Below are 14,271 nucleotides of genomic sequence, written 5' to 3' on the forward strand. Positions count from 1 at the left end.
GAACCTTACGATTCCGAAAATTGCGCACGATACGACTCAATTGTACACATTCAGTCTACACTAGCACCCACTACCTGTAATAGTTGGTTAAACGACTGCTCCGGCTGTTCACTATCTAACCAATGAACCCCTTCCCAACCGCGTAACCACGTCACCTGGCGCTTGGCTAGCTGTCTCGTGGCACAAACTCCTCTATAAACCATTTCATCGTATGAAATCTCGCCTTCGAGGTATGACCACATCTGGCGGTATCCCACGCAACGAATGGAAGGCATATCCGTATGCAAATCTCCACGGGCAAATAGCGCCCGCACTTCTGCTTCAAAACCCGAAGCCAACATCTGATGAAAACGCTGCTCAATGCGCTGATGGAGCAGTTCACGGCTCGCCGGGGCGATGGCGAACTGATGCACCTTGTAGGGCAGAGCGTCTCCTGACGTTTGCGTCAGCTCCGTTAAAGTTTTACCCGAAATGAAAAAAACTTCCAGTGCTCGGGAAAGTCTTTGCGGATCATTCGGATGAATGCGCTCTGCGGCGACGGGGTCAATTTCCCGTAGCTGCTGATGCAGCGCCATCCATCCGTGCTCTGCTGCCTGCTGCTCTATCCTGGCCCGGACGTCCGGGTCTGCCGACGGCAGCGGTGATAAACCTTCAAGCAACGCCTTGAAATACAACATGGTTCCACCGACCAGCAGTGGAATTTTCCCTGCTGCGACGATCTCCGCCATATGCGCCAGCGCATCGCGGCGGAAGTCCGCCGCCGAATAGGCCTGCGCAGGGTCAAGAATATCCAGCAGCCGATGCGGCGCAGCGCGCTGCTCTTCCGCGCTCGGCTTAGCGGTGCCAATGTCCATCCCTCGATAAATGAGGGCGGAATCCACACTAATCAACTCTACGGGCAAAACTTTACGCAGCGCAATGGCCAGCGCCGTCTTGCCCGAAGCGGTTGGCCCCATTAAAAAAATTGCCTTAGGCAGGCTTGCCTCGGTTACGTCACTCATGTCTCAGGGCGTTCATCGCAGAATCTAAATCAACGGGTTGTAACAAACCACCCGGCGGAGCTTTGACCAGCTGCGGGCAAAGACGTTCAACCTCTGCCAGCATCGCGATGGCCTGCGCGGTATTCCACTGCGCGTGGTCGCTTGCCAGATGACGGGCTAACCACTGTGCCACGTCCTCAGCATCAACCTGAGATTTATCCACCAAGTAGCCTATCAGTTCAGGTATCAAGATTTGTAAATTTTGTTGTCGTAAGGGTAAAGGCACCGCGCGAATCGTCACATGCTGCCCTTCAAGCAGGATTTCAATGCCCAACTGGCTGAGCATTTCCCGCGTATTTTCAAGGGTTTTACGTTCATTCTCAGCGGTTTTCAGCCGCAGCGGAATCAGCAACGGCTGAGCGCAGATGGTTGCTTCACCCGGAGTTAGCTGAGCCTGACGCAGCCAGCGCTCCGCCACCGGTAATGACAGCAGATTCAGTTTACCGTGACGCTCCAGCAGCGCACAGCAATCGTCAATGATTGCCAGCACGCGGCCAAAGCTCTGAGCATGCCCGGCAAGGTTCTCGGAGGTCGGCTTAACGGGCTCTGGTCGGCTGGCCGGCGTATCAAGCAGTTGGCGATAAAGCGCCCCTTGCTGCTTTTGATAGCCCGGCTGCGCATTCGGCCAGCTTACGCCCGCGCTGCGCCCGCTGCCTCCGGTAGCGGAGGGATAGCGTGGAGCCTCCGGTTCACGCGCCGTCGCGGGCTCGGCAAACTGGTTACGCCCGGCCGCGATGCGGTTTTCCGGCAGCGCGCGCGGGGCGGGCTCATCGTCTTCAGCCAGCGGTAACGGCGCGTCCAACTGCTGTTGCAGCACGCTCAGTACCCCCTGGTAGATAAAATCATGTACCAGCCGCGACTGATGAAAACGAACCTCATGCTTCGCCGGGTGAACGTTGACATCCACCTGGTGCGGATCGATCTCCAGGTACAGCACAAACGCCGGCTGCTGGTCTGCACCGAGCTTGTCTTCGCAGGCCTGACGAATGGCGTGATTAATCAACCGGTCGCGCATCATGCGGCCATTAACGTAGCAATACTGAATCTCCGCCAGCGCCGCGGTGGTATGTTTCGGGTCTGCCACCCAGCCGTGCAGTGCCAGATCGCCGTGCTGCCATTCGATGGCCAGCGCCTGTTCGAGGAACGGCGTACCGCAGATGGCTCCCAGACGACGCTCTTTTGAAGCGCCCTCTGCCACCGCACGATACTGGCGGATCATTTTGCCGTTATGGGTCAGGTTGAAGCTCACATCGAAGCGCGCCAGCGCGATGCGGCGAATGATCTCATCGATATGATTAAATTCGGTTTTTTCGGTGCGCATAAACTTGCGGCGCGCCGGCGTGTTGTAGAACAGATCCAGCACTTCCAGCGTGGTGCCGACCGGATGCGCCGCGGGTTTAACGGTCACATCCTGATCGCGCCCCTCCGCGTAGGCCTGCCAGGCCTCCTGCTGCTGCTCCGTGCGTGAGGTGAGCGTCAGGCGGGATACCGAACTGATACTCGCCAGGGCTTCGCCGCGAAAGCCGAGGCTAATAATGGCTTCCAGATCGTCGAGCGAAGCAATTTTACTGGTGGCATGGCGGGCCAGCGCGAGGGCCAGCTCGTCTTTTTTGATACCGCAGCCGTTATCGCGAATGCGGATAAGCTTGGCCCCACCGCGTTCGATATCCACATCGATGCGGGTGGCGCCCGCATCGAGGCTGTTCTCTACCAGCTCTTTCACTACCGATGCAGGCCGTTCAACCACTTCACCCGCGGCAATCTGGTTCGCAAGCTGCGGCGGTAAAACCTGAATCGGCATGAAAACTCCTTAGTTAACGAGCGTCCTGTCTGATGACGCGGCGCTGGCGGTCTGCGACTGTTCGTCACGCGGGCCGGATTGTATCGGATGCGCCGTAAAATAGTTACGTAAACCGTTATAAATGGCTTCCGCGATCTTCTGCTGATAGTCATCGCTGCCCAGCAACTGCTCTTCGCCGCTATTGCTGATAAAGCCGGTCTCGACCAGAATCGACGGGATATCCGGCGAGCGCAGCACGCCGAGGCTGGCGTGTTCCGGGCGACGTTTATGCAGATTGCCCACCCGCTGCAGCTGGCTGATGACGTTAGTCGCCACATCATACCCTACGCGCTGGGAATGGCCGAACTGCAGATCCAGCACCGCCTGGCTGAGGTACGGGTCCGCCTGACTGTTCGCCAGCACGTCGCCCGCGCCGCCCAGCAGCTCAGACTGTTTCTCATGCTGCTCCAGCCAGCCCGCCATTTCGCTGTTGGCACGACGGTTAGACAGCACCCACACCGAAGCACCGGTGGCATCCCGGTTCGGCGCGGCATCGGCGTGAATCGACACCAGGAAGTGGGCATTTTGCTTACGCGCCACGTCAGAGCGCCCCATTACCGAAATAAAATAGTCGCCGTCGCGGGTCAGTACGCCACGGAACATCGGGTCGTCGTTAAGCAGCGTCCGCAGCTTACGCGCAATCGCGATAGTGACGTTTTTCTCACGGGTCCCGCCCGGACCAATAGCGCCAGGATCCTGACCACCGTGCCCCGCATCAATAGCGATAATGACCTTGTCGCCGGAAACGCTGCGCGCGCGGGCCGCCGGACGCGGCGCGGGGGCGGTACTGCTGGCTATCGCCGGCTGGCGTTCATGACTGGCGCCGCCGCCGCTGCTGCTGTTAAACGGATTACGCGCGGGTTGACTCGGCACCGGCGCGGGCGTGACGATGGGGGCTTCGACACGCTTAGCCACCACCGGTGGCGGCGGTGGCGGCGGAACATCGGCGTTGATGGTAAACACCACGGTATAGTTAGCGCCGTTTTGCTGTTTCACCGCGCGGGTTTTACCATTTTCAGTGAGATCGACCACCAGCCGCAGCGACTGATCGTCTTTCGGTGTGCCTGCGTGGATCGCTTTGACCAGGTTATTGCCGCTGAAGCGCAGCGGCAGCCCCTGAATAACGCCCGTTTGCTTGATGTCGAGCACCACGCTGCGTTTGTCATCCTGGCTAAAATTGTATTCCGGGTCGCCCATAAAGCTAAAGGTGATCCGCGCCTGCGTTTCACTGTTAGCCACCTGAATATCGGACAAACTCGCCGCCATTGCCGGTGCGCCGATCAGCATCAGCGCCGCCATCAACCACCCTTTTGCGCGAAAAATCATCCTGGGATCCCTTAAATTAACCGGCCAACCGCGCCAGAAGAGACTCACCTAATGAGGAGACCGCGGCAATGCGCGCCTCACGCCCTTGCGCCTGGTAATCTAAGTGTATTTCGATATCCGGCTCGGGCAGAACACCTGCGCCCTGTTGCGGCCATTCCACCAGGCAAATGGCATCGTTAGCAAAATAATCGCGGATCCCCATAAATTCGAGCTCCTCAGGATCCGCAAGACGGTAAAGATCGAAGTGATAAACCATCAGGCTATCGAGCTGGTATGGCTCGACCAGCGTGTAGGTCGGGCTTTTGACGTTGCCGCCGTGGCCCAGCGCCTGCAGGAAGCCGCGGCTGAAGGTGGTTTTACCCGCGCCTAAATCGCCGTACAGATAGATGACCGTGGCCCCTGCGCAGGCCTTCGCCACTCGGTTGCCAAGGTCCAGGGTTGCCTGCTCGTCTGGTAAAGGAATTACTCGATTAATCATGGTCTACGTCAATCACATCCGGGTTAACAACACGCCGCAGCGTGGAAAAGAGATCGGTCGCCAGCATTCCGCGGGTACCCTCGCGCGCGGCCAGCCTGTCAGCCGCCGCGCCGTGGGCGATACAGCCCGCGCACGCAGCATCATACGGCGATAAGGCCTGCCCCAGCAATGCGCCGATGATACCCGACAGCACATCGCCCATTCCGCCGCTGGCCATACCGGCGTTACCGGCATCAATGATGCTAAGGGTGCCCTGTTTATCGGCCACCACGGTTCCCGCCCCCTTCAGCACCGCCACGCCACCGTACCGTTGTACCAGACGCTGTGCAGAAAGTAAGCGATCGTTCTCAATTTCTGCCACCGGGCAGTTGAGCAAACGCGCGGCCTCGCCGGGGTGCGGCGTGATCACGCGATTGTGACGTTTATCCGGATTGAATGCCAGCAGGTTCAGCGCATCGGCGTCCCAAAGCATCGGCTTGCGGATGTTTTCCACTTTACGCAGCGCCTGCTTCCCCCATTCAGCCTGACCCAACCCGGGGCCAATGATCACCACATCCGCCCACGCCAGAGCATCCTCCAGCGACTGCGGCGTCAGTTCGTGCACCATCAGTTCCGGCCGCGCGGTAACGATCGGCGCGACGTTTTCCGCACGGGTCAGCACGCGCACTAACCCCGCGCCTGCCCGCAGCGCGGCTTCACCCGCCATACGGATAGCCCCGCCGGTGCCATGGTCGCCGCCAATCACCACCAGGCGACCGTGATCGCCTTTGTGCGAGGTCGGGCGGCGCGGAGGCAGCCACTGTGCCAGCTGTGAGGCATCCAGTCGGTGAATAGCGGTAGGATGTTCTGCCAGCCAGGACTCTAATCCCAGCGCATGGTGATGCAGCGTTCCGACCACATCACGCGCTTTACCGGTCAGTAGCCCCGGCTTCAGGGCAATAAAGGTGACGGTATGCGCCGCGTGGATAACCGCGCCCGGCGTCGTACCGGTCTGGGCGTTAAGTCCAGAGGGAATATCCAGCGCGATAATCGGTGCCGGGTAACGATTCGCCCGCGCGATCGGGCTGGCCATGTCATCGCGCGGCGCATTCTGCAGGCCGGTTCCCAGCAGGCCGTCAATGATCAGATCGCCATCCTGCGGCCACGGCATGTCCGTCGACTGAATGACGCCGTCGGCCTCAAGCCAGGCCGCGCGTGCGGTATACGCCTCTTCCGGCAGCGGCCTGTCGCTTACCTGCGCCAGCAGCGTGACGCGAATACCTGCCGCCTGCGCAAGGCGTGCCACCACATAGCCATCGCCGCCGTTATTACCGTGACCGCAGAGAATCAGCCAGTGGCGTGACGCAGGGTATGCCGCACGAGCCACATCGAATGCCGCCTTACCGGCACGCTGCATGAGTTCGTAGAGGGAGATGCCGAGGCTTTGCGCCGCCGTTTTTTCCGCACGGCGCAGCGCATCCGCAGGCCAAATGGAGTGTGGTATACTGTGGAGGTTTCTTGTCAATGTATGGTCCGTCATGTCACAGCCCCTCGATCTCAATCAATTAGCGCAACAAATCAAACAATGGGGCACTGAACTGGGCTTTCAGCAGGTCGGCATTACCGATACCGATCTCAGCGCCTCCGAGCCCAAGCTACAGGCATGGCTGGATAAACAATACCACGGCGAGATGGAATGGATGGCACGTCACGGCATGATGCGTGCGCGCCCCCACGAACTGCAGCCCGGAACGCTCCGGGTGATTAGCGTTCGTATGAACTACCTTCCCGCCAATGCGGCCTTTGCCCGCACGCTAAAAAACCCCGAGCTGGGTTACGTCAGCCGTTATGCCCTGGGGCGTGATTATCATAAGCTATTGCGTAACCGCCTTAAAAAGCTCGGCGAAATGATTCAGGAACAGTGCGTCTCGCTGAATTTTAGACCGTTTGTCGACTCTGCGCCTATTCTTGAGCGGCCATTGGCGGAAAAAGCGGGTATTGGCTGGACAGGTAAGCACTCACTTATCCTTAACCGCGACGCAGGATCGTTCTTTTTTCTCGGCGAACTGCTGATTGATATCCCCCTGCCCATCGACCAACCCGTCGCCGAGGAGTGCGGGCGCTGCGTCGCCTGTATGACCATCTGCCCCACCGGTGCCATCGTAGAGCCCTATACCGTCGATGCGCGTCGCTGTATCTCTTACCTGACGATTGAGCTGGAAGGCGCTATTCCCGAAGAATTTCGGCCGCTGCTCGGCAACCGCATCTACGGCTGCGACGACTGTCAGCTGATCTGCCCGTGGAACCGCTTCTCTCAGCTCACCGACGAAGCCGACTTCAGCCCGCGTCAGGCGCTCCACGCCCCAGACCTGATTGAACTGTTTGCCTGGAACGAAGCCCATTTTCTGAAAGTGACGGAAGGGTCCGCCATTCGCCGCATTGGCCACCTGCGCTGGCTGCGAAATATTGCCGTTGCGCTGGGCAATGCACCGTGGAGCGAAGCCGCGCTCAATGCGCTGGAAAGTCGCCGAGGTGAGCACCCACTTCTCGACGAACACATTACGTGGGCGGTTGCGCAGCAGCTTGCCCGGCGAAAAGAGGGGGCCGTAGAGGTCCAGCTACCGAAGAAACAGCGCCTGGTCAGGGTGGTAGAAAAAGGCCTGCCGCGCGATGCCTGATATATTCACAGCCTGTGAGTAAAAATAAAAAGGCATTGCGTTTCAACACGCCAAAGTTCGTCAAGCGATCTTGCTAACATTTTGAAATGATATATCTCTTTATAAATCATAGAGATAAAAAATAATGTAAAAATCTCAAAAAAGTTAGCGTGCGAAGAAACGGACGACAGCCTGTGGATAAGTCTGTTTACAAGAGTATTTCAGGAACGAAAAAAACGACCTCAACGGCGATTGCGTTGTGGAAGTGATTTTGTTTTGGAAGAAAATTTGGAGCGGGAAACGAGACTCGAACTCGCGACCCCGACCTTGGCAAGGTCGTGCTCTACCAACTGAGCTATTCCCGCTTGGGTGTGTCTACTGCTTTCAAATTTTGGAGCGGGAAACGAGACTCGAACTCGCGACCCCGACCTTGGCAAGGTCGTGCTCTACCAACTGAGCTATTCCCGCTTGGGTATGTCGACTACTACTGCTTTCAAATTTTTGGAGCGGGAAACGAGACTCGAACTCGCGACCCCGACCTTGGCAAGGTCGTGCTCTACCAACTGAGCTATTCCCGCAAAATCTGGCAATTTTTGTTGCTGTCGTAATTCGCATTTCTGCTTCGTTACGGGAGGCGCATTATACGAGAATTCTTTTTTCCTGCAACCCCCCCTGAAGCGATTTTTTAAAAATTTCGTTCAACTGCTGGATAAATCGGCAGGTTGATTACTTTAACGCCGATTCATTCTCATTTCACCTTAAAGTTGAATAAAATGCTCGCGATAGTAAGCCAGTTCCGCTACCGACTCGCGGATGTCGTCCATCGCCTGGTGCGTACCCTGTTTTTTAAAGCCCGGCAGAATTTCCGGCTTCCAGCGACGCGCCAACTCTTTCAGGGTGCTGACATCCAGATAGCGATAATGGAAGTAGGATTCCAGTTCCGGCATATATTTAAACAGGAAACGGCGGTCCTGGCCGATGCTATTACCGCAAATGGGTGACTTGCCTGCCGGCACCCACTGCTTGAGAAATTCCAGCGTCGCCAACTCGGCTTCGCGATCGCCCATGGTACTCGCCTTCACGCGCTCTACCAGGCCGCTGCCGGTGTGGGTACGCACGTTCCAGTCATCCATCAGCGCCAGCTGCGCGTCGGATTGGTGAACGGCAATGGTCGGCCCTTCTGCCAGAATATTCAGCTGTGCATCGGTCACCAGCGTGGCGATTTCAATAATGCGATCGCGCTCGGGATCCAGACCCGTCATCTCCAGATCGATCCAAATCAGGTTGTTTTCATCTGCACTCATGCTATTTTCCACCCTTCTTGTCATACCTGCCGCGGTAGGTTAACTAGTATTAATTAGCGTGTATCATAGAGGTTTTGCCCGACATGGGCGACCAGGAGCCAGCACGATTGAGTAAAAATAAACTCTCCAAAGGTCAGCAGCGCCGCGTTAAGGCCAACCACCAGCGCCGCCTCACGACGGCCGCGGAGAAGCCAGATTACGACGATAACCTGTTTGGCGAAGCCGCCGAAGGTATCGTCATCAGCCGCTTTGGTATGCATGCCGACGTGGAGTCCGCCGATGGCGAAACCCACCGCTGCAACATTCGCCGCACCATCCGTTCGCTGGTCACCGGCGACCGCGTCGTCTGGCGTCCGGGTAAAGCCGCCGCAGAAGGCGTCAACGTCAAAGGGATTGTCGAAGCGGTGCACGAGCGCACCTCGGTACTGACCCGCCCGGATTTCTACGACGGCGTGAAGCCGATCGCAGCCAATATCGATCAAATCGTTATTGTCTCGGCCATTTTACCCGAGCTCTCGCTGAACATTATCGACCGCTATCTCGTCGCCTGCGAAACGCTCAACGTTGAGCCGCTGCTGGTGCTGAATAAAATCGACCTGCTGGACGATGAAGGCATGGCGTTCGTCAACGAGCAGATGGATATCTATCGTAAGATTGGCTATACCGTCCTGATGGCGTCCAGCCATACCCAGGATGGCTTAAAGCCGTTGGAAGAAGCCCTGACCAACCGCATCAGCATCTTTGCCGGGCAGTCCGGGGTGGGCAAGTCCAGCCTGCTGAATGCCCTGCTGGGGCTGAACGATGACCGTATTCTGACTAACGACGTTTCCGACGTCTCCGGCCTGGGTCAGCACACCACTACGGCGGCGCGCCTGTATCACTTCCCGCACGGCGGCGACGTGATCGACTCCCCCGGCGTGCGTGAGTTTGGCCTGTGGCACCTCGACCCGGAACAAATCACCAACGGGTTTGTCGAATTCCATGACTACCTTGGTCATTGCAAATATCGCGACTGCAAGCACGACACAGACCCGGGCTGCGCCATCCGTGCGGCCGTAGAGGAAGGAAAGATCGCCGAGACGCGTTTTGAAAATTATCACCGCATTCTGGAAACCATGGCGCAGGTAAAAACGCGTAAAAACTTTTCAGACATAGATAATTGAGAACTATGATTTTGCCGACTGACATTTTCGTCAACACTCGCTAGAATCGGCCGCTTTTCTTGAAAGATCCAACGCCTGGCGTTGGATCAGGATCGACACATAATGGCCTGGAGGCTACCTTGTTAAACTCGTTTAAACTTTCACTGCAATACATTCTGCCTAAACTGTGGCTTACGCGTCTCGCAGGCTGGGGTGCGAGCAAACGAGCGGGATGGCTGACCAAACTGGTTATCGATCTGTTCGTGAAGTTCTACAAGGTGGATATGAAAGAGGCGCAGAAGCCGGATACCGCCAGCTATCGCACCTTTAACGATTTCTTCGTTCGCCCGCTGCGTGAAGATGTCCGCACGATCAACACCGACCCAAGCGTGCTGGTGATGCCGGCCGACGGCGCCATCAGCCAGTTGGGTGCGATTGAAGGCGACAAAATTCTGCAGGCGAAAGGCCACGACTACACGCTGGAAGCGCTGCTGGCCGGTAACTACATCATGGCCGACCTGTTCCGTAACGGCACGTTTGCCACCACCTACCTGTCGCCGCGTGACTACCACCGCGTCCACATGCCGTGCAACGGTATCCTGCGTGAAATGATCTACGTACCGGGCGATCTGTTCTCTGTGAACCACCTGACCGCGCAGAACGTACCGAATCTGTTTGCCCGCAACGAACGCGTTATCTGCCTGTTCGATACCGAATTTGGCCCGATGGCGCAGATTCTGGTCGGCGCGACGATCGTCGGCAGCATCGAAACCGTCTGGTCCGGCACCGTGACCCCGCCGCGTGACGGCATCATCAAGCGCTGGACCTATCCAGCGGGCGATCGGGAAGGCTCCATCGCGCTGCTCAAAGGCCAGGAAATGGGTCGCTTCAAGCTGGGCTCAACGGTGATTAACCTGTTCGCGCCGGGCAAAGTGACGCTGGTTGAACATCTGCAAAACCTCTCCGTCACCCGTCTGGGTGAGCCGCTGGCCGTTTCGACCGAAGCCGTCGCTGAGCCCGCCGCTGAGGTGGTCGCTGAGCCAGTCGTCGAAACGGTGGTTGAGCAGGACGTTGTGCCGCAGGCCGACGATACGCAAGAAAAAAGCTAATTACTGAATAAGGGTCTGACGTGCGCCTGATTATCACTTTACTGATGGCCTGGTGCCTCAGCCAGGGGGCGTACGCAGCGACGGCCCCCAACGCCCGGCAAATTGCCCAGGAATTAGAACAGGCGAAGGCGGCTAAGCCCGCCCAGCCTGAAACCGTCGAGGCGCTGCAAAGCGCCCTCACCGCGCTTGAAGAGCAAAAAGGCTCGCGCGAGCGGGCCGCGCAGTACCAGCAGGTTATCGACAACTTTCCCAAGCTCTCCCAGACGCTGCGCAATCAGCTCAACAACCTGCGCGATGACCCGCGCCAGGTGCCGGAAGGCATCACCACCGACGCGCTGAATCAGGAAATTTTACAGATCAGCAGCCAGTTGCTGGAGAAGAGCCGTCTGGCCCAGCAGGAGCAGGAACGCGCCCGCGATATCGCCGACTCCCTAAACCAGCTGCCGCAACAGCAGACCGACGCACGCCGTCAGTTGAACGATGTGGAGCGCCGTATGGGGACGCAGACCGGCAATACGCCGCTGGCGCAAGCGCAAGCCCTTAGCCTGCAGGCCGACGCCAGCAAGCTTAAAGCGCTGGTCGATGAACTGGAGCTGGCGCAGCTGTCCGCCAACAACCGCCAGGAACTCGCGCGAATGCGCTCCGAGCTCGCACAGAAGCAAAGCGAGCAGCTCGATGCTTATCTGCAGGCGCTACGTAACCAGCTCAACAGCCAGCGCCAGCGTGAAGCCGAGCGCGCGCTGGAAAGCACCGAACTGCTGGCGGAAAACAGCGAAAATCTGCCAGCCGGTATCGTGGAGCAATTCAGAATTAACCGCGAGCTGTCGCAGGCGCTGAACCAGCAGGCCCAGCGAATGGACCTGGTCGCCTCTCAGCAACGCCAGGCCGCTAACCAGACGCTACAGGTGCGTCAGGCGCTGAACACGCTGCGCGAGCAGTCTCAATGGCTGGGCTCATCAAACCTGCTGGGCGAAGCCCTGCGCGCGCAGGTCGCCAGGCTGCCAGAGATGCCTAAACCTCAGCAGCTCGATACGGAAATGGCGCAGCTGCGTGTCCACCGCCTGCGCTACGAGGATCTCCTTAACAAACAGCCGCAGCTGCGGCAAATTCGCCAGGCCGACGGTCAGCCGCTGACCACTGAAGAAAACCGTATTCTCGAAGCCCAGCTGCGGACCCAGCGCGAGCTGCTGAACTCGTTGCTTCAGGGCGGAGATACGCTGATTCTCGAACTGACCAAGCTGAAAGTCTCCAACAGCCAGTTGGAAGACGCGCTGAAAGAGGTCAACGAAGCCACCCACCGCTATCTGTTCTGGACCTCCGACGTCCGCCCGATCGATTTCAACTGGCCGCTTGAAATCGTGCAGGACCTGCGGCGTCTGATTTCACTGGATACCTTCAGCCAGTTAGGCAAAGCCAGCATGATGATGCTCACCAGCCGTCAGACGCTGATCCCACTGTTTGCCGCGCTGCTGCTGGTTGGCTTTAGTATCAGCTCCAGAAAGCACTTCACGCGTTTCCTCGAGCGCTCCAGCGCCCGCGTCGGGAAAGTCACTCAGGACCATTTCTGGCTGACCATGCGCACGGTATTCTGGTCGATTCTGGTCGCCTCGCCGCTGCCGGTGCTGTGGGCTACGCTCGGCTACGGCCTTCAGGAGGCGTGGCCCTATCCGCTCGCCGTAGCGATTGGCGACGGCGTCACCGCCACCGTCCCGCTGCTGTGGGTTGTCATGATCTGCGCCGCCTTTGCCCGCACCAACGGCCTGTTTATCGTGCACTTTGGCTGGCCACAGCACCGCGTCGCGCGCGCTATGCGCTACTACCTGATGAGCATCGGCTTTATCGTGCCGCTGATTATGGCGCTGATCATGTTCGATAATCTCAACGATCGTGAATTCTCCGCATCGCTCGGCAGGCTGTGTTTTATCTTGATCTGCGGCGCGCTGGCGATCGTCACGCTGAGCCTCAAGCGCGCCGGAATTCCACTGTATCTCGACAAAGAAGGCAGCGGCGAAAACCGTATCAACCTGCTGCTGTGGAACCTGATGATCGGCGCCCCGCTGGTCGCCATTTTCGCCGCCGCCGTAGGCTATCTGGCAACCGCTCAGGCTCTGCTGGCGCGACTGGAAACCTCGGTCGCTATCTGGTTCCTGCTGCTGGTCATTTATCACGTCATCCGCCGCTGGATGCTGATTCAGCGCCGTCGTCTGGCCTTTGATCGTGCTAAGCACAAGCGCGCGGAGATGCTGGCGCACCGCGCCCGTGGGGAAGAAGAACCGCATGCAACCAGCCTCGAAGGATCGGCCGAGATGGAGGTGAGCGAAGTCAACCTCGATACCATCAGCGAACAGTCGCTGCGCCTGGTACGCTCGATTCTGATGCTGGTTGCGCTGGTCTCGGTCATTATCCTGTGGTCTGAAATCCACTCGGCGTTTGGCTTCCTGGAAAATATTTCGCTGTGGGACGTTACCTCAACGGTACAAGGCGTAGAGAGCATTGAGCCGATCACTCTGGGCGCCGTGCTGATTGCCATTCTGGTGCTTATCATCACGACTCAGCTGGTGCGCAATCTGCCAGCGCTGCTGGAACTGGCTATTTTGCAACACCTGTCGCTGACGCCGGGCACCGGCTACGCTATTACCACCATCACCAAGTATATTCTGATGATGATTGGCGGCCTGATGGGCTTCTCGCTGCTGGGAATCGAATGGTCGAAACTACAGTGGCTGGTCGCCGCGCTCGGTGTCGGTCTCGGCTTTGGCTTACAGGAGATCTTTGCCAACTTTATCTCCGGCCTGATCATCCTGTTTGAGAAACCGATTCGTATCGGCGACACGGTGACGATTCGTGATTTAACCGGCAGCGTCACGCGTATTAACACCCGCGCCACCACCATCAGTGACTGGGATCGCAAAGAGATTATCGTGCCGAACAAGGCCTTTATCACCGAACAGTTCATCAACTGGTCGCTGTCGGATTCGGTAACTCGCGTGGTGCTAAGCATCCCTGCGCCGTCGGACGCCAACAGTGAGGAGGTAGCACAGATTCTGCTAACCGCCGCGCACCGCTGTTCATTGGTGATTGATACACCTGCGCCAGAAGCGTTCCTTGTGGATTTACAGCAGGGAATTCAGATTTTCGAGCTGCGTATCTACGCCGCCGAGATGGGCCACCGCATGCCGCTGCGCCACGAGCTGCATCAGCTGATTCTGGCAGGCTTCCGCGAGCACGGTATTGATATGCCGTTCCCACCGTTCCAGATGCGTCTGGAGAGCATGAACGGCAAGAAGTCATCGACCACTCTGACCTCCACTGGCCGCGCTAGCCGCAAGCCGGGAAGCTTGTAACAGCGGGTTCAGTCTCCCCCTCTCCCTTTTTAAGGGTGAGGGGGCCATTAGG

10 protein-coding genes and 3 tRNA genes are annotated in these 14,271 nt (G+C 58.1%); 4 read left to right on the forward strand and 9 right to left on the reverse strand.

The features are described 5' to 3' along the window. Nucleotides 1–50 precede the first annotated feature (50 nt). The 5 genes from miaA to nnr are packed head-to-tail and all read right to left on the reverse strand — an operon-like array spanning nucleotide 51 to nucleotide 6,188. The gene (miaA, locus tag H7R76_RS21290; RefSeq protein ID WP_106927449.1) at nucleotides 51–1,001 is read right to left on the reverse strand and encodes a tRNA (adenosine(37)-N6)-dimethylallyltransferase MiaA; all 951 of its coding nucleotides are present in this window, start codon (nucleotides 999–1,001) and stop codon (nucleotides 51–53) included. After that, complete coding sequence (mutL, locus tag H7R76_RS21295) at nucleotides 994–2,841, reverse strand: DNA mismatch repair endonuclease MutL (protein WP_106927447.1); 1,848 nt, start codon at nucleotides 2,839–2,841, stop codon at nucleotides 994–996. Before mutL ends, miaA begins: the two co-directional genes overlap by 8 nt. Nucleotides 2,842–2,850: 9 nt before the next feature. Further along, on the reverse strand, nucleotides 2,851–4,206 hold the full coding sequence (amiB, locus tag H7R76_RS21300) for an N-acetylmuramoyl-L-alanine amidase AmiB (RefSeq protein ID WP_182966410.1): 1,356 nt from the start codon (nucleotides 4,204–4,206) through the stop codon (nucleotides 2,851–2,853). Between the two features lie 16 nt (nucleotides 4,207–4,222). Continuing rightward, nucleotides 4,223–4,684: a tRNA (adenosine(37)-N6)-threonylcarbamoyltransferase complex ATPase subunit type 1 TsaE gene (tsaE, locus tag H7R76_RS21305; protein ID WP_106927443.1), complete on the reverse strand. Its 462-nt coding sequence runs from the start codon at nucleotides 4,682–4,684 to the stop codon at nucleotides 4,223–4,225. Beyond that, nucleotides 4,677–6,188, reverse strand: coding sequence for a bifunctional ADP-dependent NAD(P)H-hydrate dehydratase/NAD(P)H-hydrate epimerase (gene nnr, locus H7R76_RS21310; RefSeq protein ID WP_182966413.1), 1,512 nt, complete (start codon nucleotides 6,186–6,188; stop codon nucleotides 4,677–4,679). The genes tsaE and nnr overlap by 8 nt, the downstream gene beginning before the upstream one ends. A 13-nt stretch (nucleotides 6,189–6,201) precedes the next feature. On the opposite strand from nnr, the gene queG reads away from it, so the two are divergent. After that, complete coding sequence (gene queG / locus H7R76_RS21315) at nucleotides 6,202–7,341, forward strand: tRNA epoxyqueuosine(34) reductase QueG (RefSeq protein WP_182966415.1); 1,140 nt, start codon at nucleotides 6,202–6,204, stop codon at nucleotides 7,339–7,341. Nucleotides 7,342–7,609: 268 nt separating this feature from the next. Here queG and H7R76_RS21320 read toward each other — a convergent pair. The 4 genes from H7R76_RS21320 to orn form a co-directional block, all read right to left on the reverse strand. Then, nucleotides 7,610–7,685, reverse strand: a tRNA-Gly gene (locus H7R76_RS21320). Nucleotides 7,686–7,712: 27 nt separating this feature from the next. Then, nucleotides 7,713–7,788: transfer RNA gene (locus tag H7R76_RS21325), tRNA-Gly, on the reverse strand. 34 nt (nucleotides 7,789–7,822) lie between these two features. After that, nucleotides 7,823–7,898, reverse strand: a tRNA-Gly gene (locus tag H7R76_RS21330). 180 nt (nucleotides 7,899–8,078) lie between these two features. Then, nucleotides 8,079–8,624 carry an oligoribonuclease gene (gene orn / locus H7R76_RS21335; protein WP_106927437.1) on the reverse strand — a complete coding sequence of 182 codons (546 nt, stop codon included), beginning with the start codon at nucleotides 8,622–8,624 and terminating at the stop codon, nucleotides 8,079–8,081. Nucleotides 8,625–8,731: 107 nt separating this feature from the next. Here orn and rsgA point away from each other — a divergent pair, with 107 nt between their 5' ends. The 3 genes from rsgA (at nucleotide 8,732) to mscM (ending at nucleotide 14,219) form a co-directional block, all read left to right on the forward strand. After that, the gene (rsgA, locus tag H7R76_RS21340) at nucleotides 8,732–9,787 is read left to right on the forward strand and encodes a small ribosomal subunit biogenesis GTPase RsgA (protein WP_181358009.1); all 1,056 of its coding nucleotides are present in this window, start codon (nucleotides 8,732–8,734) and stop codon (nucleotides 9,785–9,787) included. A 119-nt stretch (nucleotides 9,788–9,906) separates the two neighbouring features. Next, entirely contained in the window at nucleotides 9,907–10,875 is a 969-nt protein-coding gene (gene asd, locus H7R76_RS21345) for an archaetidylserine decarboxylase (RefSeq protein ID WP_106927434.1), read from the forward strand. A gap of 20 nt (nucleotides 10,876–10,895) precedes the next feature. Further along, nucleotides 10,896–14,219: a miniconductance mechanosensitive channel MscM gene (mscM, locus tag H7R76_RS21350; protein ID WP_182929605.1), complete on the forward strand. Its 3,324-nt coding sequence runs from the start codon at nucleotides 10,896–10,898 to the stop codon at nucleotides 14,217–14,219. Nucleotides 14,220–14,271 lie beyond the last annotated feature (52 nt).

The sequence above is a fragment of the Klebsiella sp. WP8-S18-ESBL-06 genome, from assembly GCF_014169755.1.
GTDB lineage: Bacteria > Pseudomonadota > Gammaproteobacteria > Enterobacterales > Enterobacteriaceae > Kluyvera > Kluyvera ascorbata_B.